Annotated in this window: 18 protein-coding genes and 1 tRNA gene; 5 read left to right on the plus strand and 14 right to left on the minus strand. The window is 69.5% G+C overall.

Annotated elements, in window-relative coordinates; genetic code table 11:
- Positions 1 to 10: 10 nt before the first annotated feature.
- A complete protein-coding gene (locus ACQEVI_RS05195) occupies positions 11 to 1,507 on the minus strand; it encodes a mannitol dehydrogenase family protein (RefSeq protein ID WP_432895393.1) in 1,497 nt (498 codons plus the stop codon).
- Between the two features lie 175 nt (positions 1,508 to 1,682).
- Between ACQEVI_RS05195 and ACQEVI_RS05200 the strand changes: the two genes are divergently transcribed.
- Complete coding sequence (locus tag ACQEVI_RS05200) at positions 1,683 to 2,051, plus strand: MerR family transcriptional regulator (protein ID WP_432895395.1); 369 nt, start codon at positions 1,683 to 1,685, stop codon at positions 2,049 to 2,051.
- A gap of 6 nt (positions 2,052 to 2,057) precedes the next feature.
- On the opposite strand, the gene ACQEVI_RS05205 is transcribed toward ACQEVI_RS05200, so the two are convergent.
- Positions 2,058 to 3,005: a helix-turn-helix transcriptional regulator gene (locus tag ACQEVI_RS05205; protein ID WP_432895397.1), complete on the minus strand. Its 948-nt coding sequence runs from the start codon at positions 3,003 to 3,005 to the stop codon at positions 2,058 to 2,060.
- 101 nt (positions 3,006 to 3,106) lie between these two features.
- Here ACQEVI_RS05205 and ACQEVI_RS05210 point away from each other — a divergent pair, with 101 nt between their 5' ends.
- Positions 3,107 to 4,273, plus strand: a complete 1,167-nt coding sequence (locus tag ACQEVI_RS05210) for an epoxide hydrolase family protein (protein WP_432895399.1) — start codon at positions 3,107 to 3,109, stop codon at positions 4,271 to 4,273.
- A 64-nt stretch (positions 4,274 to 4,337) separates the two neighbouring features.
- Here the strand turns inward: ACQEVI_RS05210 and aztD are convergent, their stop codons facing one another.
- Together aztD and ACQEVI_RS05220 are read right to left on the minus strand one after the other, a co-directional pair.
- Positions 4,338 to 5,612: a zinc metallochaperone AztD gene (gene aztD, locus ACQEVI_RS05215; protein WP_432895401.1), complete on the minus strand. Its 1,275-nt coding sequence runs from the start codon at positions 5,610 to 5,612 to the stop codon at positions 4,338 to 4,340.
- Positions 5,613 to 5,769: 157 nt separating this feature from the next.
- On the minus strand, positions 5,770 to 6,657 hold the full coding sequence (locus tag ACQEVI_RS05220) for an alpha/beta fold hydrolase (protein ID WP_432895403.1): 888 nt from the start codon (positions 6,655 to 6,657) through the stop codon (positions 5,770 to 5,772).
- 106 nt (positions 6,658 to 6,763) lie between these two features.
- On the opposite strand from ACQEVI_RS05220, the gene ACQEVI_RS05225 reads away from it, so the two are divergent.
- Positions 6,764 to 7,366, plus strand: coding sequence for a TetR/AcrR family transcriptional regulator (locus tag ACQEVI_RS05225; protein ID WP_432895405.1), 603 nt, complete (start codon positions 6,764 to 6,766; stop codon positions 7,364 to 7,366).
- Here ACQEVI_RS05225 and ACQEVI_RS05230 read toward each other — a convergent pair.
- The 3 genes from ACQEVI_RS05230 to ACQEVI_RS05240 all read right to left on the minus strand — a co-directional run bounded on the left by ACQEVI_RS05230 (position 7,363) and on the right by ACQEVI_RS05240 (position 10,033).
- Positions 7,363 to 7,989, minus strand: a complete 627-nt coding sequence (locus tag ACQEVI_RS05230) for a DUF6518 family protein (protein WP_432895407.1) — start codon at positions 7,987 to 7,989, stop codon at positions 7,363 to 7,365. The genes ACQEVI_RS05225 and ACQEVI_RS05230 overlap by 4 nt on opposite strands.
- Before the next feature lie 127 nt (positions 7,990 to 8,116).
- A complete protein-coding gene (locus ACQEVI_RS05235) occupies positions 8,117 to 9,310 on the minus strand; it encodes a sulfotransferase family protein (RefSeq protein WP_432895409.1) in 1,194 nt (397 codons plus the stop codon).
- An 87-nt stretch (positions 9,311 to 9,397) separates the two neighbouring features.
- Positions 9,398 to 10,033 carry a GyrI-like domain-containing protein gene (locus tag ACQEVI_RS05240; RefSeq protein WP_432895411.1) on the minus strand — a complete coding sequence of 212 codons (636 nt, stop codon included), beginning with the start codon at positions 10,031 to 10,033 and terminating at the stop codon, positions 9,398 to 9,400.
- A gap of 183 nt (positions 10,034 to 10,216) precedes the next feature.
- On the opposite strand from ACQEVI_RS05240, the gene cyoE reads away from it, so the two are divergent.
- Positions 10,217 to 11,167, plus strand: a complete 951-nt coding sequence (gene cyoE / locus ACQEVI_RS05245) for a heme o synthase (RefSeq protein WP_432895413.1) — start codon at positions 10,217 to 10,219, stop codon at positions 11,165 to 11,167.
- A gap of 9 nt (positions 11,168 to 11,176) precedes the next feature.
- On the opposite strand, the gene ACQEVI_RS05250 is transcribed toward cyoE, so the two are convergent.
- The 5 genes from ACQEVI_RS05250 to ACQEVI_RS05270 all read right to left on the minus strand — a co-directional run bounded on the left by ACQEVI_RS05250 (position 11,177) and on the right by ACQEVI_RS05270 (position 14,994).
- Positions 11,177 to 12,010: an HAD family hydrolase gene (locus ACQEVI_RS05250; RefSeq protein ID WP_432895415.1), complete on the minus strand. Its 834-nt coding sequence runs from the start codon at positions 12,008 to 12,010 to the stop codon at positions 11,177 to 11,179.
- A 244-nt stretch (positions 12,011 to 12,254) separates the two neighbouring features.
- A tRNA-Ala gene (locus tag ACQEVI_RS05255) sits at positions 12,255 to 12,327 on the minus strand.
- Positions 12,328 to 12,448: 121 nt separating this feature from the next.
- Positions 12,449 to 13,075 (minus strand): superoxide dismutase, encoded by a 627-nt coding sequence (locus tag ACQEVI_RS05260; protein ID WP_432895417.1) that lies wholly within the window; start codon positions 13,073 to 13,075, stop codon positions 12,449 to 12,451.
- Positions 13,076 to 13,194: 119 nt separating this feature from the next.
- Positions 13,195 to 13,764 carry a hypothetical protein gene (locus tag ACQEVI_RS05265; protein WP_432895419.1) on the minus strand — a complete coding sequence of 190 codons (570 nt, stop codon included), beginning with the start codon at positions 13,762 to 13,764 and terminating at the stop codon, positions 13,195 to 13,197.
- A 15-nt stretch (positions 13,765 to 13,779) separates the two neighbouring features.
- A complete protein-coding gene (locus ACQEVI_RS05270) occupies positions 13,780 to 14,994 on the minus strand; it encodes a sulfotransferase family protein (RefSeq protein ID WP_432895421.1) in 1,215 nt (404 codons plus the stop codon).
- A 943-nt stretch (positions 14,995 to 15,937) separates the two neighbouring features.
- Here ACQEVI_RS05270 and ACQEVI_RS05275 point away from each other — a divergent pair.
- The gene (locus ACQEVI_RS05275; RefSeq protein ID WP_432895423.1) at positions 15,938 to 16,984 is read left to right on the plus strand and encodes a LacI family DNA-binding transcriptional regulator; all 1,047 of its coding nucleotides are present in this window, start codon (positions 15,938 to 15,940) and stop codon (positions 16,982 to 16,984) included.
- 414 nt (positions 16,985 to 17,398) lie between these two features.
- On the opposite strand, the gene ACQEVI_RS05280 is transcribed toward ACQEVI_RS05275, so the two are convergent.
- The gene (locus ACQEVI_RS05280; protein ID WP_432895425.1) at positions 17,399 to 18,232 is read right to left on the minus strand and encodes a carbohydrate ABC transporter permease; all 834 of its coding nucleotides are present in this window, start codon (positions 18,230 to 18,232) and stop codon (positions 17,399 to 17,401) included.
- Complete coding sequence (locus ACQEVI_RS05285) at positions 18,229 to 19,062, minus strand: carbohydrate ABC transporter permease (RefSeq protein ID WP_432895427.1); 834 nt, start codon at positions 19,060 to 19,062, stop codon at positions 18,229 to 18,231. The genes ACQEVI_RS05280 and ACQEVI_RS05285 overlap by 4 nt, the downstream gene beginning before the upstream one ends.
- Positions 19,063 to 19,109: the final 47 nt, after the last annotated feature.

Below are 19,109 nucleotides of genomic sequence, written 5' to 3' on the forward strand. Positions count from 1 at the left end.
GACACCTCGGTCAGGTGCGAGACAGCAGGGTCTCCACCGTGGCCCTCGCGCCCCTCTCGTGCAGGGACGTGAGCGCCGCCGTGTACGCGGCGGTGAACCGCTCGTCGTCGACCAGGTCGCCGAACACCTCGCGGTCGCGCAGGAACGCGAGGGGGTCGGTCCGCTGCGTGAGCGCCGCCCGGTGCAGCCGGTCGGCGAGCCTGTCGACTATCTCGATGGGCTCGCCCGCCTCGTCCACACCCTCGTCATACCGGGCCCAGGAGGCGACCACGAGCGCCGCGTGCTCGATCGGCCCGCCCGTCGCCAGGTGGTGCCGGGCCACGGGCAGCAGCCACTTCGGGATGCGGTCCGACGACTCGGCGCACAGCCGCGCGAGGGTGTCGGCCACGTGCGGGTTGGCGAAGCGCTCGATCAGCGTGCGCTTGTAGAGGTCCAGGTCGATGCCGGGCACCGGCTCCAGCGTGGGCGTGCCCTCGTCGTCCATGTAGCCGCGCAGGAACCGGGCGAACACGTCCTCGCCCGCCACCTCGTGCGCGTACCGGTACCCGGACAGGTAGCCCACGTAGCACAGGGCCTGGTGGCTCGCGTTGAGCAGGCGCAGCTTCATCAGCTCGTACGGCTCGACGTCGGACACCACCTGCACGCCGGCGTCCTCGAACGGGGGCCGCCCCGTGGGAAAGCTGTCCTCGAGCGCCCACTGCTCGAACGGCTCGGCCACCACGGGCCAGGCGTCGTCGATGCCGAAGCGTTCGGCCACCAGGGCACGGTCGACGTCGGTGGTGACCGGCGTGATCCGGTCGACCATGGAGCTCGGGAACGCGACGTTCTCCTCGATCCAGGCAGCGAGGTCCGCGTCCTTGGCCCGGGCGAACGTCGTGAACGCGCGCCGCGCGACCTCGCCGTTGCCCTGGATGTTGTCGCAGCTCATCACCGTGAACGGCGGCACGCCCCGCTCCCGCCGACGGCGCAGGGCCTCGGTGACCAGCCCGAACGTCGTCGCGGGGACGGCGCCGTCGGCCAGGTCCGCGGCGACCGCCGGGTTGTCCAGGTCGAACTCGCCCGTCACGTGGTGGATGTTGTACCCGCCCTCGGTGACCGTGAGCGAGACGATGCGCACCTCGGGCGAGGCCATCTTCTCGAGCACGGCCTCGGGGTCGTCGGGCGCCAGCAGGTACTCCTTGATCGACCCGATCACGCGCGCCTCCAGGCGCCCGTCCGGGTGCTTGAGCACCATCGTGTAGAGACCGTCCTGTGCGGCGAGCGCGTCGCGCATCCGGGCGTCGCTCGGCAGCACCCCGACGCCGCAGACCGCCCAGTCCAGCGCCTTGCCCTCGGACATGAGCCGGTCCAGATACATCGCCTGGTGCGCCCGATGGAACCCACCCACCCCGAGATGAACGATGCCGGTGGTCAGCCGGGACCGGTCGTAGGTGGGGACCGCCAGCTCCGCGCCGCTCGGCGCGGACGCCACCAGGCCGCCCACGGTCTCCTCGTCGAGTGCCGTCATCGTGCTCCTCCGCCGCCCTTCCCACTCTGTCGAACGACTCTGTTGAACGTCCGGCCAGATTAACAGATGAGCACATCCGTGCTCACAGATGAGCGGAGCCTTGGCGCGGGGACCCGAGCGTCGTAGGATCTGACGTTGACGTCAGAGGTACAGGCATGCGACATGGGGGCACACGATGGTGCGGACCGGCGAGATGATGCGGATCGGCGAGCTCGCCGGACAGGCTGGCGTGAGCGTGCGCGCGCTGCGCTACTACGAGGAGCAGGGCCTGCTGACCTCGGAGCGCTCCCCCTCGGACCAGCGCTACTACACGGAGGACGCCGTCGACCGCGTCCGGCTGATCCAGCTGCTGTACAACGCCGGGCTCAACAGCAGGACGGTCCGCGACATCATGCCGTGCATGGACTCGGGCATGGCCTCGACGAGCATGCTCGAGCTGCTCGCCACCGAGCGCGACCGGATCGACGAGCGGATGCGCGAGCTGGCCGAGACCCGCGACCGGCTCACCACCGTCATCGAGCAGGGCCACGCCACACGCGGCTGAGCCCGTTCAGCCGACGGCCGCCGCGTAGCGCCGGGACAGCTCCGCCAGGTGCTCGACCAGCCGCTGCGGCTCCCGCACCGTGAAGTCGAGACCGAGCATGCCGATCCACACGGCCACCATCTCGATGCTGTCGCCGCCCGTGACCAGCACGCAGGTCCTGTCGTCCACGGGCTCGACGGTGCCCACGGCAGGGTTGATCCGGGCGAGCACCTCATCGGCGGGTGCGTGCACCAGGATGCGGGCGTGCACCGCCCAGCCCGTCCGGGCCACCTCGCGCACCACGAGCTCGGTCAGGTCGATGGGTGGGTCGGTGGGCACGAACCGCCGTCCGCCCGGCGTGCGCAGCTCCAGCCAGTCCACGCGGAACGGCTGCCACTGACCCGAGCCGATATCGCGCCCCACCAGGTACCACCGGCGCTGCCAGGCCACGAGCCGCGCCGGCTCGATCTCGCGCGGCGCCTCGCGGTACCAGCAGCGCAGACCCTGGTGGTCGCGGATCGCGGCGGCCAGCTCGGTGAGCATTCCGGGGTCGACGGCGGGGTCCTCGACGTTGCTGCTCGTGTTCACCGGTCCGGCGCTCGTGGCGTCGCGCAGCGCGGCCACCTGGCGGCGCAGGCGCTCGGGCAGGACGTGCTCGAGCTTGCCGAGCGCCCGGGCGCTGCTCTCCTCGATCCCCGCGACGGCGCTGGCGGAGCGCAGGCCGACCGCCATGGCGACCGCCTCGTCGTCGTCGAGCACCAGCGGGGGCAGCTTGCCGCCCACGCCCAGCCGGTACCGGCCACCCGGCCCGCGCACGCTGTCGACGGGGTAGCCCAGGTCGCGCAGGCGCGCGACGTCGTTGCGCACCGTGCGGTCGGTGACGTCGAGCCGGTCGGCGAGCTCGGTCCCCGACCACTCGGCGCGGGACTGCAGCATGCCGAGAAGGGCGAGCAGGCGCCCCGCCGTCGTACTCATCGCAGCTCCTTCTGTTTCCGAGCGATTTGTCCGAGAAATTACTCCACCCTTAAGAGAATAGAGGAACGAACTGTTCCTGAACTGCTCGTAATGTCTGAGACATGGAGACCACGCAGAACACCCAGGACACCACCGCCGCCGACATCCGCCCCTTCCGGATCGAGGTCCCGCAGGCCGACCTCGACGACCTCGCGGACCGCCTCGCCCGGACCCGGTTCGCCCCGGCCGCCCCCGGCGACTCGTGGGACCACGGGACGCCCGAGGCGTACCTCCGCGAGTCCGTCGAGCAGTGGCGCAACGAGTTCGACTGGCGCGCGGTCGAGGAGCGCGCCAACTCGTTCCCGCAGTTCATCACCGAGATCGACGGCCAGAACGTGCACTTCCTCCACGTCCGCTCGGCAGAGCCCGGGGCGCGGGCCCTGCTCCTCTCCCACACCTACCCGGGCTCGTTCCTCGACTTCCTCGACGTGATCGCGCCCCTCACCGACCCGGTGGCACACGGCGGCCGGGCAGAGGACGCCTTCCACGTGGTCGTACCGTCCATGCCCGGCTTCGGCTTCAGCACCCCGCTGAGCGAGCCGGCCGACGGCGGGGGCTGGACCACGGCCCGCGTCGCCCGCACCTTCGACACGCTGATGCGGCAGCTCGGCTACGACTCCTACGGCGCCCACGGCAGCGACATGGGCGCCATGATCGGGCGCGAGCTGGCGGTCCTCGACCCGGAGGGCTTCCTCGGCGCGCACGTGCTGCAGCTCTTCTCGTTCCCCTCCGGCGCGGAGGGCGAGATGGACGGGTTCGGCCCCAAGGAGTTCGCCGCCCTCGGACACATGCAGTGGTTCCAGAGCGTGGGCGGGTACAACACGATGAACGCCTCGCGGCCCCAGACGATCGCCGCCGGGCTCAGCGACTCGCCCGTGGCGCAGCTCGCGTACAGCGAGCTGTTCGAGAACTTCGGCAACGGCACGAGCCTGGTCTCCCGCGAGCAGGTGCTGGCCCAGGTCAGCCTCTACTGGCTCACCAACACGTCGGCCACGGCGGCGCGCTACTACTACGCCGAGCAGCGCTCCGGGGCGGAGCCCGTCGTGAGCACCGGCCGGATCGGCGTGGCCGTCTTCGCCGACGACTTCCAGACCATCCGGGCGTTCGCCGAGCGGGACAACGCGCGCATCGAGCACTGGGCCGAGTACCCGAAGGGCGGCCACTTCGCGGCCCTGGAGGTCCCGGAGCTGGTGGTGCAGGACCTGCGGACGTTCTACACCCAGGCCTGAGCACAGAAAACGGTGGTCGAGCTTGTCGAGACCTGGTCTCGGCAAGCTCGACCACCGTCGTACGTCAGTGCTCGTGCGCCTCCGTGCCCAGCACACCGCTCAGCTCGTTCGGCGTGACACCGAGGTCCGCCGACTTCCAGACCTCGCCGGTCTCGATGTCGATCGCGTGGATCGAGTCGGTCGCCGGGTCGGTGACGTACACGGAGCCGTCGAGGGCGAGGATCGCCGGACGCGGGTCCTGCCACTCGATGGGCTCCTCCCACTCGTCGATCACGGGGATCGACTTCGTCAGCTTCGCCGACTCGGGGTCGATCACGTGGACCTGGCCGTCGGTGCCGAGCACGAGGGCCTCACCGTCGTCGCCCCGCGCGAGCGAGCGGAAGGTGTAGGACGACGGCAGCTCGACCAGCTCGTGCTCCCCGTTGCGCGTGTCGATGAGCGACACCCGCGTCGGCCGCTCCAGCTCGGCGTCCTTGTCCGTCTTGTAGTCGCCCAGCACGAACGGCGACTCCTCGGTGCCCGCCTGGTTCCCGATGCGGCCGTAGCCGTCCGGGGAGTCGACCTTGGTGATCTTGCCGTCCTTGTAGACGACGGCGCCGTCCTCGCAGCCGATCACGACCGCCTCGTCCTCCGCCACGGACTCGCCGTGCACGCCCGGGCACTCGTCGGAGGTCGCGATCTCCTCGCCGTCACCGTCGAGGACCCGGATGCCGGTGCGCGCCTCCTCGGTGCCCTCGGAGACGACCAGTGTGTCGTCGGTCAGCTCGACCGCCACGCCGTGGTGCGGCGACGGCGTCGTGTACTCCCGGGCCGCGGCGCCGGCGTCGGCGATGTGCTCCGAGTCGATCACGCGGACCTCACCCGTGCCGTCGTCGAACAGCGCGGTGCGCCCCTCGTGGACCACTACGTGACCGGGCTCGACGGCGTCGTAGGCCACGTCGGTGAGCGCGGGCTCCGCCGTCCAGTAGTGGGAGTGGTCGCCGTGCGCCTCGGCCCAGGTACCCAGGTCGAGCGCCTGGAACCTGCCGCCCGTCGAGACGAGCAGGTGACGCTCGTCGCCCGCGGGGTTGAGGCGGTTGAAGCCCTCCAGCTCGAGGTCGCCGACCGGCTCGAGGCTCATCGCGTCGAGCACCAGCACACCGCCGTCGTACGTGACGGCGACGCGCGGCGTGCGCGACTGCACCTCGGTGGCGCCAGGCGCCTCGTGCTCGTCGGCCCCGGCCGAAGGGGACTCCGGGCCGGAACCCGAGGCTCCGCCGTCGGCCGCGCAGGCGCTCAGCAGGAGCAGGGACAGCGCGGCCCCCAGGCCGGCGGCTGCGCGAGTGGTGTTTCGTCTCATCGTGGTGGGGCGGTCCGGTCGGGACCACCCGCTCCTTCCTTCTAGAATGACAATCATTCTCGGTACTGAGGAAGAGTGAACCAGAGATGAGAACGATTCTCAAACAAGGTGTGCAGGAGCCCTACCCGACATCCGGGCGTCGGCCGCGCGCTGCCCATCAGCCGCCGGTTCGCACCACCTCGTCGTGCCGCGTCACGAAGTCCGCGATCCGGGTCGTGACCTGGTCCGGAATCTGGCCACGCAGACCGTGCCCGACGCCGGGGTAGATCTCGACCTCCGCGCTCGGGAGATGCGCGGCGAGCCGCCACCGCGCCGCGACCGGCTCCGCGATCACGGACTCGGCACCGTAGATCACCAGCACGGGCGGGGCTACCGACTCCAGCTCGGAGTCCTTGAGCGGTCGCGCCCAGCCACCTGCGGGCCGATAGGCCTGCGCGGCCTTCAGGCATGCCCATTCGACGTCGGTCAGGCCGGCCCCCGGCGTCAGCCAGTCGGTCATCTTGCGCCAGCCCGCGTCGGTCTGGTTCATCCCGAACCTGATCAGCTTCGCCAGGACCCGCAACGGAATCTTGGTGAACACCCCGTTGGGCTCGATCAGGGAGATGCTCGCCACCCGGTCCGCCGCATGCACCGCCGTCAGGGTCGCATGCCAGGCCCCCTGCGACTCCCCCAGCACGTGGACACGATCGAGGCCCAGCCCGTCCAGCACCTCGGTGAACCAGACGCCGTAGTCGGCGTCACCCGCCAGCGGGGCGGTCTGCACGCTGCGACCCGCCGTCCCGATGGTGTCCAGAGCGAGAACCACACGCCCCCGGGCCAAGCCCGCGACGATGTCGTGCCAGTGCAGGCCGTTGCCGCCGAACCCGTGCAGCAGCACGAGCGGCACCCCGTCGCCAGAACCGGACCGGCGCACGTGCGTCGGCCCGAAGCCGGTGGGGACGTCGACCTGGGTGGACGGCAGGGGCCAGAGCCCTTCCATCGCATCGTAGGTGCGCAGATACGCGTCCCGCGCCGAGTCGTTCTTGAACCTTCCGATCCTGGCCATGGCTCACCCTTCCTTGGTGATATGATCGTATCACTTATGATGGTTCAGGCGTACCATAAAGATGGCCCGGCGGGCCGTGATCACGAGCACGAGAGGGCGTACCCGAATGCCGCGACTGGCCGACCACGACGAACGGCGGGCGCAGATCACCAGCGCCGCGCGCCGCGTCATCGCCCGCGACGGCCTCGGGGCAGCCACCTTCCAGTCCGTCGCCACGGAGGCAGGCATCTCGGTGCGGCTCGTGCAGTACTACTTCGGCACCAAGCGGAAGTTCCTGCTCGCCACCCATCAGGCGGTGGTGGCCGACGCCGGCACGCGGTTCACCCGTCGGCTGAGCGCCCTGGGCACCGACCCCGGCCCGCACGACGTGATCCGCGCGATCCTCACCGAGCTGCTGCCGACGGACGCAGACCGGCGGCGGGACACGATGGTCCTGAACTCGTTCCACGCCGCGGCGCTGACCGACCCCGACGTCACCGCGGAGGACACGCTGGGCGCGCCGCGCTTCCTCGTCCGTGCGGTCGCTGAGCAACTGCACCGGGTTCGCGGGGATGCGGCGCCGTCGGCCGCGCGGGCCGCCGAGCTCGACGCCGAGCTCATGGTGACGGGAACGAGCGGACTGGCCCAGTCGCTCCTGGTGGACGACGGCGCCGAAGCGCGGGTCGCCGAGCTCCTCGACCGGCTCCTCGACCGGCTGGTCCCGGCCTAACCGAGGCTCGTGTAGGCGGCGTGGAACGCCACCGCGACGACAGCCGTGCCACCGACCGCGAGCGCGACCGGCAGAGCACCCCGGATGCGGCGCACGAGCAGGCCGGCCACGAGCACGAGCCCGGCCACGCCGATCACCGTCCAGTAGACGGGGCTCGTCGTGTCCCCGACGACGGTGAGCCCGTAGACGCACTCCCCCACTCCGATGCCCGCCAGCAGCGCCGCGCCGAGGGCTGCGCGGACGCCGGTGGCCCGCAGCCACGATGCCGCGACACCCACGAACGGGCCGGCCACCACTCCCACGGCGGAGAAGAGCAGCGGGTCGTACACGAGTCCGCGCACCTGCGACGCGACCATGTACCCGAGGACGAGGAGCACGAAGCTCACGGCGCCCAGCACCGCCGCGGGTCCGGTGCGCGCCCGGGACCAGTACACGAGCGCGGCCGTGAGCACGGTCCAGCCGCTGGCCGAGTTCGCGAAGGAGGCGAACGCGTCCGGCAGAAACCCCTGCGCATAGGACGTCAGGCCGCCCAGCAGGAAGCTCAGGACCACGGCGATCCCGAGTCGCACGGCCGGGCGGGAGAGCGTCGCAGGTCGGGGCGGGGCGTGGTCCACGGTGGTCATGGCACGAACGTAACGACCGGCGCGGCCACCGGCATCGGCCCCAGGACGGATCGTCGTCGTACCCAGGGTGGACATGACGCCGGACGCCGCCGTGCCACGCCGTGCGGGCCGGTGCCGCGGGCCCGGCTCAGGCCGCGCAGTACCGGTCCGCGTAGTCGCCGAACGCAGCCCCGACGTCCGCCGCCGTCAGCCCGTAGCGGGACAGCTCGTACTCGTGCGAGCGCCCCGGACGGGTGCGTGCGAGGACGGCGTCCAGGTTTGCCGCGTCACGGTCCGTCCACGTCGCGCCGATCCGGTCGTAGAGCTCCGGCATGCGGGCGTGCGGCTCGTCGGCGAGCCAGGCGTAGGGAACATCGACGAACGACGTCGTCGCGGCCTCGGCGCGTGCCGCACGCGCCTGCTCGACGGCCGAGGCCTGGAGCTCCAGCCACGTCCGCCCGATGACGTGGGGATCGGGACGACGGACGTGCAGCGCCTGGGTGGTCTCCACCATCGAGCACACCGACCCGATCGCCGCTACCGGGTCCCGGTGCGTCCACACGATGGTCGCGCCCGGGAACACCGCGAGAAGCTCCGGCAGGTGGGCGAGGTGCGTGGGCGACTTGAGCACCCACCGGCGTCGCGGGCGGCCGTGCTGCAGCACCTGGACCGCCTGCTTGAGGTAGCCGTAGTCCGGCAGGTAGTGGCGGCTCCGCTGCCAGCGGTCGTAGTCGGGCATGTCCGCCCGGGCCAGGTGGGAGGTCCCGTGGGGCAGCACGTAGTTGCACTCGTCGGGCTTCTCGGCGTCGAGCGGGTGGATCACGCGGAACGCCGGGGCGAGCCGCATGAAGGCCCGCGCCATCTTCCGGGTGTCCTCGATGTGGGCACGCCGAGCCCCCTCGCCCCTGTCGATATCGGTGAACAGCAGCTCCCACAGGGCCGGACCGCGATGCCCTTCCGAACCGGCGAGGATGTTGTGCGCCAGCGTCGTCGCTGTCCTGGGCAGCCCGACGATGACCACCGGGTCCTCGATCGGCTCGTCCTCGATCTCGGGAAGCTGGTGGATCAGGCGGTCTATCCGGAGCCGGTTCTCCAGGCGGACGCCGACGTCGGAGACGACGCTCTGCCAGCCCATCGGGCTCAGGCCGGGGCACGCGGCGAAGGAGCGCAGGAGCAGGCGGAGATCGTCGACGAACTCCGGGACCGCCGCCGCATCCGCCCTCGTCCTCCGCTCCGCCTTGACCACCAGCGCGTCGAACGCGCGGTCGGGCGTCCGCATCCCGGCGGTCGCCGGGCGCAGCAGCACGTTCAGAGCGCTGGTGGCGAGCGAGGTACGTCGCACGGCGACTCCTCCGGAGGGGACGGCTGAGCGGGCCGGTCAAAGCTCTCGTCGACTCTAGTTCGGCACGGACCCCCGGTCGAGGAGTCGTCACACCGGTCCTGGGTCGGACGGCACGACCGGCTGCCGGAGGATCGTCCGCTGCTTCTCCGGTGCGACCCTGCGCAGGTCGCTGAGGTAGATCTCGTGGTGCCTGCCGACCATGCGGAGCCCGTTGTCCGGGATGAACTCGTCGTGCATCCGCGCGAGGACGTCCGCCTCGTCGTCGAAGGTGCCGACGTGCAGCGTCTGCACGCACCGCCCCTCGGACAGCGGCTCCAGGCGGAGATCCTCGAGCCGGGCCGGCGACTTCTTCGTCCCGGCCCGCGCGACGGCGGCGGCGAACATGTCCTCGTCGATCCAGTCGGGCTGCATGATCATCAGGGTCCAGTCCCAGCGCGCCTTGTCCCGTTCCGCGGTGAAGGAGCTCATGTCCTCGGCCCACCACTGACCCTCCAGCGGCATGACGACGAAGTCCTGCCCGAGGTCGCGCTTGGCCGCGAACTTGAGCGCGTACGCCACCGGGTAGAGCGCCTCCACCGCCTCGGCGAAGGCGGGCGAGGTGTTCGGGTCCCCGTGCCCGTCGATCATGAGGTACTGCAGGTCGGGGACGTCGAGCATCCGAAGCTGACCCAGCTTTGCCCGGTAGGCGTCGAGAGTCTTCTTGAGGTCGACCTTGTCTGCCATACGGTCCGTCATACGACACCTGGGCTCGCCGGCGAGCCACGCCCTTTCCGTCTCCGAGGGGCTTGCGGAGCACCAGTGAACCATCCGGCGGCGCCCGCTCACGTAGGCTGAGCCGGTGGATCCGAGAACACCCCTCAGCTCGAACGGCGGGTTCTCCCGCGTAGTGGTCCGGACACACGTCGGATGACCGCGATCAAGCAGGCCCCGACCCTGACCGGCGTCGACGGGACCGACGGAGCGCTCGCGGCCCGGGCTGACAGCCCCTCGTTCCGGGACACGCTCACGCGCTACTACTCCCTGACGAAGCCGGGCGTGCTCTACGGCAACGTGCTGACGGCGGCCGCGGGCTTCCTGCTCGCGAGCCGTGGGCAGGTGGACCTCTGGCTGTTCGCCGCTCTCGTCGTGGGCACGACGCTGGTGATCGCGTCGGCGTGCGTGCTCAACAACGTGCTCGACCGCGACATCGACGGCGTCATGGATCGCACCAGGAAGCGGGCGACGGTCACCGGCAGCATCGGGGCACGGCCCGCCGTCGCCTTCAGCGTGGTGCTCGGCGTCGCCGGCATGGCGATGCTCGTCGCCTGGACGAACTGGCTGGTGGTGGCCGTCGGGCTCGGCGGGTTCATCGTCTACGTCGTGCTCTACGGGATGCTCTCGAAGCGCCTCTCGATCCACGGCACGCTGGTCGGCAGCGTCTCGGGCGCCGCACCGATCCTCGCCGGGTACGTTGCGGTCTCCGGTGTGGTCGACGTCGGCGCGGTGCTCGTCTTCCTCGCCGTCTTCCTCTGGCAGATGCCCGAGTTCTACTCGATCGCGATCTACCGGCACGAGGAGTACGCCAGGGCAGGCGTCCCGGTCATCTCGGTGGTCCGGAGCATCCGGAACACGAAGATCCAGATCCTGGCGTACACGGTGGCGTTCGTCGCCTCGACCCTGCTCCTGCCCGTGTTCGGCTACGTCGGGATCGTCTACACCGTGGTGATGGGCGCGGTCGGCGCCTACTGGACCTGGCTCGGCGTCACCGGGCTCCGGGCTGACGACGACGACCGCTGGGCACGACAGATGTTCCGGTTCTCGCTCGTGGCCGTCCTGGCGCTCTGCCTGATGGTCTCGGTCGGGCCGCTGCTGCCCTGACGGCACGGCCTATCGGGCCCCTGCGATCGAACGCAGCACCTCCACCACGCCGTGCTCGGTGATGCTCCCGCACACCTCGCCGGCCGCGCACCGGACCTCGGCCGGCGCGTTCCCCATCGCGACCGCGCGCGCCGCCCACTCGAACATCGGCAGGTCGTTGTGCCCGTCACCGACCGCGATCGTGTGCTCCGGGGCAACCCGTAGATGACGGCGGACCCGTTCCAGGGCGCTTGCCTTCGACAGGCTCGGCGCCGTCAGGTCGAGCCAGTCACCGGGCTCGGTGGTCGAGCCCAGCGTGACGGTGACGTCGAGCCAGCCCAGCTCGCGCCCCAGCCGGGCGACGTCGGCCGCGTGCACGACGGCGCGGGTGGTGGGCGCGGCCCACAGGTCAGCCGTGCACCCCACGACGTGCTGCCGACCGTTGAGCAGCCCGTCCGGGAACGGGGCGTTGACCTGGTAGCCCTTGCCCAGGACCTCGGTCGCGAGCAGCGCGTCCGGGATCGCGTCGCGAGCCCGCTGCAGTACGCGGCCGGCGTCGAACCGCACCGCGTCCTCGACGATCAGCCGGTCCCCGCTGATCGACGCGGTCACGGCACCGTTGGAACAGATCACCCGGCCCCGACGCAGCCCGAGCCGCTTGACGATCGGCACCACCCCGACCAGGGACCGGCCCGTCGCGATCACCACGTGATGGCCCGACGTGACAGTCGCCTGGACCGCTCTCACCGTGGTGTCCGGGATGTGCCCGTCCAACGAGAGCGTGCCGTCGATGTCGAGCGCGACCAGGCGCGCGGCGGTGGCGAGGGGCGTCGTCGTCGACGCGATCAGGGCCTTCTCGGTCACGGTCTTCTCCCATGGGGGCGAGTCCTGGAACGCCCGACACCGAGGGGTCTGCGTCGGTATGACCAATCTCGCCCTCAAGAGGGGGACGCCGTAACCGCATTCGCGGGCCATCTTGGGGACATTTCAAATGTCCGGAACATGTCCGACAGGACGGGCTTCAATCCTGCCGGGTGAACTCATGGCGAGAGGCCATCCTTTCCTCCTTGTTACAGGATTCCGGAATGGCCTCTGCCAGGTTCTTCGGTGGAGCTGGGGAGACTCGAACTCCCGACCCCCTGCATGCCATGCAGGTGCGCTACCAGCTGCGCCACAGCCCCGAAAGGGTGTTCGCCCAGGTGGGCGAGCGTCGTCAGTCTAGACCGATTCGGCCGCTGGGACCAAAGCGAGCCATCGCCGCCCGACGCCGCCCACCTGAGCGACCCTTCACGTCGCGCACGGTCACGCCGCGGTGATGAGACTTCCCGTGGTGGCGCGCGCCCGGTCGAGCCGGCCCGCGACGTCGGACCAGTTCGCCAGGTTCCAGAACGCCTTGACGTACTCGGCCTTGACGTTGAGGTAGTCCAGGTAGAAGGCGTGCTCCCACATGTCGAGCATCAGCAGGGGCGTGACACCCAGCGGCACGTTCGCCTGCTGGTCGAACAGCTGGAAGATCAGCAGCCGCCCGCCGATGCTGTCCCAGCCGAGCACCGCCCAGCCGGAACCCTGGATGCCCGTCGCCACAGCCGCGAAGTGGGCCTTGAACGCCGCGAAGCTGCCGAACTGGTCGACGATCGCCGCCGCGAGCTCACCCTCCGGTTCGCCACCACCCTCGGGTGAGAGGTTGTGCCAGAACACCGTGTGGTTGGCGTGCCCGCCCAGGTTGAACGCCAGGTTCTTCTCGTGCAGGTTCACCGCGGCGAGGTCGCCGCTCTCCCGAGCCCCGGCCAGCGCGTCGAGCGCGGCGTTGGCGCCCGCCACGTACGCGGCGTGGTGCTTGTCGTGGTGCAGCTCCATGATCCGCCCGCTGATGTGCGGCTCGAGCGCCGCGTAGTCGTAAGGCAGCTCAGGCAGGGTGTAGACAGGCATTTCCTGGTCCTCTCATCGCAAGATGTCGATACGTCCGACGCTAGAACCTCAACCCCGGTTGAGGTCAATGACACCGACGCCGGCGGGACGGTGACCGTCGACACATCCGTCGCCACCGCTCACGCCCGGATCAGCTGGGTCACGGAGCCGGTCAGGGCGACCGGCTCGGCGGGGCCCGCCCGCCACACCTGGATCAGGTATTCCTCGGTGGGCTCGGCCACCACGAGATCGGGCGCGGCCGCCCTGCCCTTGGCGTGAACGCGCAGCCGGTACCAGCCCGGGCCTGCGCTGTCGATCCGCGACGCCGTCCGGTGATCCTGCGAGAAGCCGCCGACGTAGGCGGTCTTGTCCCGGACAAGAACGCTGAACTCGGCGGCGTCCTGCCAGTCGGATGCCTCGAACGCAGGTGGCAAGACGTGCCGAGACACCTCGACGACGACGGGCCCCATGGAGATCCCGGCCCTGATCAGGGGAGTTCGGTCCAGGGTGGGAAAACCTGCGATGGCCACGCGCCCCTCGGCCAGGTTCCGGCGCCCCGGCCCGATCAGCGCCAGCCCCGGCGGTCCGACCTGGGGCGGCGCGCCCATGTCCAGGACGAGCCGCTTGATGAGCCCGGTGTCACGAGGCGGCGACCAGGTGGCGCCGTGCACGTTGAGGCACGCCTCCTCCACCCGGGTCGTGTACCTCACCGCCGGCCCGTCCTGTCACAGCTCGACGGCCGGGGTGGCATCGCGCAGGTCGAGGTTGTCCAGCATGCGGTTGTACGACGCGAACCTGGCCTCGACCTCGGCACGGTCCATGTAGCGGGACAGGTCGTACCGGTGGGAGGGAGTGCCCTTCGGCTTGGCGACGACCTCGGCCAGGCGCTCCTGGTCGCGGGTGGTCCACGTTGCCCCGATCGCCGAGTACAGCCGGGGAACCTCCACGAACGGGTCGGCGCTGAGCTTGTGGTACGGCACGTCCACGATCGACGACGGCGGCAGGCTCATCCGCATCTCAAGGCCGCGCTCGACCTGGGTGACCAGGTGGTCCAGCGCGGCTCGTCCGATCGCCTCAGGGTCCACCTCGTGCTGGACCATCATGTGCAGGGTCTCCAGGAGACTGGCGAACGAACCGATGACCGTGACGGGGTCACGGTGGGTCCACACGAACGTGGCGTCGGGGAACACCTGCTTGATCGTGCCCATGTCGCCCAGGTGCCCCGGATACTTCAGGACCCACCGCTTGTGCTCGCGCCCGTGCTGGAGCACCTGCAGCCCCAGCTTCAGGTACTCGTACTCCGCCCTCACCTCGTAGCCGGCGAGCCATGCGCTGTAGGAGGGCATCGGCCCGCGCTGGAGCGGCCAGTGGGGACCGTGCGCGAAGAAGAGCACGGACTCCTCCGGCCGGTCGATGTAGGTCGGATGCTTCTCCTGAAGGCCGGGAGCAACCAGCTCGATCAGGGAAAGCGCCTGCTCGAGCTGCCTGATCACCTTTCGTGCCGTCCGCGGGTCGTGCAGGGCCGTGTGCTGCAGCTCCCACGTCCGCGGGCCACGATGGTCGGGCGACTCGGCGAGGACCCGGTGGGCCAGAGTCGTCGCGGTCCGCGGCAACCCGCACACGAACACGGGTGCGGTGATCGGTTCGTCGGCAATCTGCGGGTGCTCTGACAGCGCCCGGTTCACCCGCAGCCGATTGGTGTACTTCCCCTGGACCTCGTTGAAGATCAGGAACCAGCCCAGCGGCGACAGCCGCGGGATCTCAGCCGCTCCCTCGAGGATCCTGCCGAGGTCGTCGGCGAACGGGCGGTCCTGGATACCCGCCTTCTTCTCGACCTGCGCGACTGCCTTTGCCCAGGACCTGGCGGGGTCCCGGTAGCCCCTGGCAGAAAGGGCCAGCACAGCGTTCAGGACTCGGGTGGTGCGAGGCGTGCGGCTCACGACTCTCCTCTGCTCGTCGTCACTACACCTGCCGGTAGTCACCACAGTCTGGTACGTAACGGACTATCTGGTGCTCGTTTCACCCGCCGTCGCCTCGTCGTCGGGCACCACGCGGACGCCCAGGACCGCCGACGAAAGATCACGTCCGCCATCGACCACCAACATCCAGGTGGCTGAAGCTCCAGCAGAACCGGATGCGAACGAGACCACCGTGACACGGGGATCGCGTCGGAGAAACGGCTCAGGGGCCGTTCTACCGACCGCACTGGCGGTGTGCCCGGCCGATCTCCCACGTCGTCGCCCGCACGGCCGGCCTCAACCAGGGAGCAAGAGATGAGCGAGCAACAGCACAGCCAGCAGCGGAACGAAGACGCCCCTGGCCGGAGCATCACGGACAGATTCCGCGCATGGCTCACCGGCGGTCCGACGCTCTCACTCGTGACCTGCGGACACTGCGCAGCGGTGCAGGTCCTCTCGCGGCTCGTGGACTCTGGGGCCGGGGCGGACCTGCTCTGCGGACGCTGCGGCGCTCGCATCGGGACCGTAGCGGCCCGTCCGACCCGGATCGAGCTCGTCGGAGGAAACCTCTCGGCCTTTCCGACCAGCCCGTACCCGAGCGCGACAGCGACAGGCCCAGGCGCCTCCGCCTAGTTCTCCACCACTCGGAGGCTCGATCGTCGCAACCCTCCGCCGGATCACGGTGGCCACGGACCCAGGGCCACCGAGGTCAGGCGCGCCCTCTGATGACCGGCGTTCGTCGCCGTCCACGACTGCCGTCAGCACCTGGTCGTGCAGCGGACGACGGGGCCTGGCCTCCGTGACCGGAGAGTTGGCGCAAATTAGTTTGGGCCTCGCCCTCGATCTACTGCCGCAAGCCACCATGTACCATTGCCGAAAGCCATGCAAACTAGTTTAAGCAAAGAGGCTCACCAACGGAGGCAACATGGTGTCAAGCCACAGCCCACGGCGACCTTCGCCGAGCAGGCGAAGTGCCACGGTCACCATCGACGACGTCGCCCGGGCGGCCAAGGTCAGCAAGACCACAGTCTCGCATGTGCTGTCAGGTAAACGCCCGGTGGCCGTCGCCACGCGCAAGCACGTCGAGAAGGTCATGGGCGACCTGGGCTTTCAGCCGAACTTCTTCGCCCAGGCCCTCAACAAGAGCGGTGGCCGCACTGTCGCACTGCTGGCGCAGGACATCACCAACCCCTTCTATCCTGCTCTCGCCCGGGGCCTGCAGCGATCGGTGCAGCAGAGCGGCCATGTCGTGATGCTGTTCGATGGCGATGCCGGCCCGGCGACGACCAAGACCTCCATCCAGGCGGCCGTCCAGCGCCGCGTCGACGGCATGGTCGTGGCAGTCAGCGATATCGACGACGAGATCGCGGAGGTTCTGCGGGCGAACATCCCCGTCGTCGTGGTCGGCGCGTCCGCGTCGAGACTCGACCTCGACTGGGTCACCGCGGACGACACCCGCATCGCAGGCGACGTCGTGGACCGCTTCGTGGGCAAGGGGCACACTGCGATCGCCACGATCAGCGGGCCGCAGGACCACGCGCCCGGCGGTCCGCGTCAGCACGGCTTCTCGGCGGCACTCATCAGGCACGGGCTGCCCCTGCCTGGTGAGTACGTCGTCGAGGGTGACTGGACCCGCACGGGCGGGTTCGAAGCGATGCGCGCGCTCTTGGCGCTCGAGAAGCGCCCCACCGCCGTGTTCTGCGCGAACGACCTCATGGCCATCGGTGCGATCGACGCCGCACGACAGGCCGGCCTGTCCCTCCCGGGTGACATCGCCGTGGTCGGCGTGGACGACATCGAGGCCGCAAGCCTGGTGAGCCCCACGCTGACCACCGTGCGGATCCCTGCCGAGGAGATCGGACGGGCTGCCGGCGACCTGCTCGTGCACCGTATCGAGGACAACGGCGATCTCACGTCGCCGCCCAGGCACGTGCTGGTCCAGCATCAACTCATCGTCCGAGAGTCGATGTAGGGAGTCGGCGCACATGACAGCCAGCCCTCTTCCCGCCACGGCCCGTCGCCACGTGGCCGTGGTCGGTTCCGCCAACATCGACCTCGTCGTACATGCGGGGCGCGAACGCGGGCCTGACCGCTGCCGACACCACGGCCGCACTTGAGGCGCTACGCCCTCTGGTCGTGGTCACCCAGCTCGAGACCCCGCTCGGCTCGGCGATCGCCGCCGCACGGTGGGCGCAGGCGAACAAGGCACGCCGGGTGTTCAACCCCAGCCCGCTCGCCCGCATGATCGAGGCGGACGCCGCAGGTGCGCGTCATCGACACCACGGGTGCGGGCGACTCCTTCCTTCGCGGGCACGATGGCCGCCTTCCTGGCACAACGACAGAGGGGCACACGACGTCTCGTCGTGTGCCCCTCTCTTTCGGCCTTCTACTTGATCGCTCCGCGCATGACTCCACCGATGATCCACCGCTGGAAGACGAGGTAGATGAGCACCATCGGGGTCAGCGCCAGGATGTACGACGAGAACGCCAGGTTGTACTGCGACGTGAACCGCCCCTGGAACACGTTCTGCACGAGGGGCAGCGTGAACTGTGCCTGATCGCTGAGCAGCACGAGCGGGAGCAAGAAGTCGTTCCACACCCAGAGGCCGGTGAGGATCGCCACGGTGGCGTTGACCGGCGTCAGCAGAGGGAAGATGACGTGCCGGAAGGTCGCGAACGGGCCGGCCCCGTCAAGCATCGCCGCTTCCTCGAGCGAGACCGGAACGGTGCTCATGTACCCGACGTACAGCAGGACGTTGAACGACAGGTTGTACACGACGTACACGATGATCAGGCCGGCGATGTTGTCGAGCCGAAGGAAGGCCATTTCCTTGACCAGCGGCAGCATCACGATCGGGAACGGGATGAACAGCGCGGTCAAGAAGTAGGCGAACAGGCCCCGGTACAGCCGCTTGTGCAGGTTCCGTGCGATCGCGTAGCCGACGAGCGAGTTGGTGACGACGACGAGGGCGATCGACACCACTGTCACGAGCAGGCTGTTGCCCAGTGCTCGGAAGAAGCCCGTCATCTCGATCGCGTCCGCGAAGTTGCTCCACATCGGGTCCTGCGGGGGAGCCCACAGGTTGCCCCGGAGCTCGCTCGGCGACTTGAGCGCTGTGACAACGGTGAAGTAGAGCGGAACGACGATCGTCAGGGACCCGACAGCCAACAGGGCGGTCAGGAGCCACTTCGAGACGCTCTGCGCGCGTGAGTCGTTCATGCCGCGGTCTCCCTCCGGCGAAGGAATCGAATTTGAAGGGCGGAAAGGAGGGCGATGATGACGAAGTAGACGACAGCGTTGGCCGACTGGTACCCGAACTCGCCGCCGGCGAAACCCGCCCGGTAGATCAGGAACGAGATCGACTGGGTCGCGTTGCCCGGGCCGCCTTCGGTCAGGGCGACGATCTGGTCGAAGACCTGCACGAAGTCCTTGAAGCTCAGCAGGATGTTGATGGTGAAGAACGGCGCGATGAGCGGGAACGTGATGGACCAGAAGCGTCGCCACGCGGAGGCGCCGTCAAGGTGTGCGGCCTCGATCACGTCCTCGGGCACCGTCTGCAGGCCGGCGATGTAGATGACCGTGATGGTCGAGCAGTACCGCCACACGGTGACGATCACCACGCCGATCCAGGCGGTGTCGGGCGAGCCGAGAATGTTCGTCGACAGCCATTCGATGCCGAGCGACTCGCCGACCTGCGGGATGCCGGTCGAGAAGATCGTGTTGAAGATGTAGCTCACCACGATCACCGAGAGGATCGCCGGGAGAAAGTACACGCTGCGCATGAACGAGCGGAACTTGATGTTCGCGCTCAGGGCGAGCGCGAGGACGACGCTGATGACGTTCGCGGCGATCGTGGATACCACGGCAAAGCCGAGGGTGAACACGTAGCCGTCCAGCACGTCCTCGTCCTGGAACAGGCGGACATAGTTGTCGAGACCGACGAAGTCCCAGGATCCATAACCGCGGCTGTCGGTGAAGCTGTAGAAGAGGCCCTGCAGCGCGGGCACGGTATGGAAGACGAAGAACAGGGCCGCGGCAGGCAGGGCCATGATCAGAAATGCTCTGGAGCCGTTTCGCATTCGACGTACGCCTTTCC

Source organism: Promicromonospora sp. CA-289599, from assembly GCF_050936155.1.
GTDB lineage: Bacteria > Actinomycetota > Actinomycetes > Actinomycetales > Cellulomonadaceae > Promicromonospora.

What these genes read in the sequence shown, in the direction of transcription:
- ACQEVI_RS05280 (WP_432895425.1), bottom strand. Translation starts at nt 18,232, where the DNA reads ATGAACGACTCACGCGCGCAGAGCGTCTCGAAGTGGCTCCTGACCGCC.
- ACQEVI_RS05285 (WP_432895427.1), bottom strand. Translation starts at nt 19,062, where the DNA reads ATGGCCCTGCCTGCCGCGGCCCTGTTCTTCGTCTTCCATACCGTGCCC.
- ACQEVI_RS05225 (WP_432895405.1), top strand. Translation starts at nt 6,764, where the DNA reads ATGCCGCGACTGGCCGACCACGACGAACGGCGGGCGCAGATCACCAGC.
- ACQEVI_RS05220 (WP_432895403.1), bottom strand. Translation starts at nt 6,657, where the DNA reads ATGGCCAGGATCGGAAGGTTCAAGAACGACTCGGCGCGGGACGCGTAT.
- aztD (WP_432895401.1), bottom strand. Translation starts at nt 5,612, where the DNA reads ATGAGACGAAACACCACTCGCGCAGCCGCCGGCCTGGGGGCCGCGCTG.
- ACQEVI_RS05240 (WP_432895411.1), bottom strand. Translation starts at nt 10,033, where the DNA reads ATGGCAGACAAGGTCGACCTCAAGAAGACTCTCGACGCCTACCGGGCA.
- ACQEVI_RS05205 (WP_432895397.1), bottom strand. Translation starts at nt 3,005, where the DNA reads ATGAGTACGACGGCGGGGCGCCTGCTCGCCCTTCTCGGCATGCTGCAG.
- ACQEVI_RS05230 (WP_432895407.1), bottom strand. Translation starts at nt 7,989, where the DNA reads ATGACCACCGTGGACCACGCCCCGCCCCGACCTGCGACGCTCTCCCGC.
- ACQEVI_RS05200 (WP_432895395.1), top strand. Translation starts at nt 1,683, where the DNA reads ATGGTGCGGACCGGCGAGATGATGCGGATCGGCGAGCTCGCCGGACAG.
- ACQEVI_RS05260 (WP_432895417.1), bottom strand. Translation starts at nt 13,075, where the DNA reads ATGCCTGTCTACACCCTGCCTGAGCTGCCTTACGACTACGCGGCGCTC.
- ACQEVI_RS05210 (WP_432895399.1), top strand. Translation starts at nt 3,107, where the DNA reads ATGGAGACCACGCAGAACACCCAGGACACCACCGCCGCCGACATCCGC.
- ACQEVI_RS05195 (WP_432895393.1), bottom strand. Translation starts at nt 1,507, where the DNA reads ATGACGGCACTCGACGAGGAGACCGTGGGCGGCCTGGTGGCGTCCGCG.
- cyoE (WP_432895413.1), top strand. Translation starts at nt 10,217, where the DNA reads ATGACCGCGATCAAGCAGGCCCCGACCCTGACCGGCGTCGACGGGACC.
- ACQEVI_RS05275 (WP_432895423.1), top strand. Translation starts at nt 15,938, where the DNA reads ATGGTGTCAAGCCACAGCCCACGGCGACCTTCGCCGAGCAGGCGAAGT.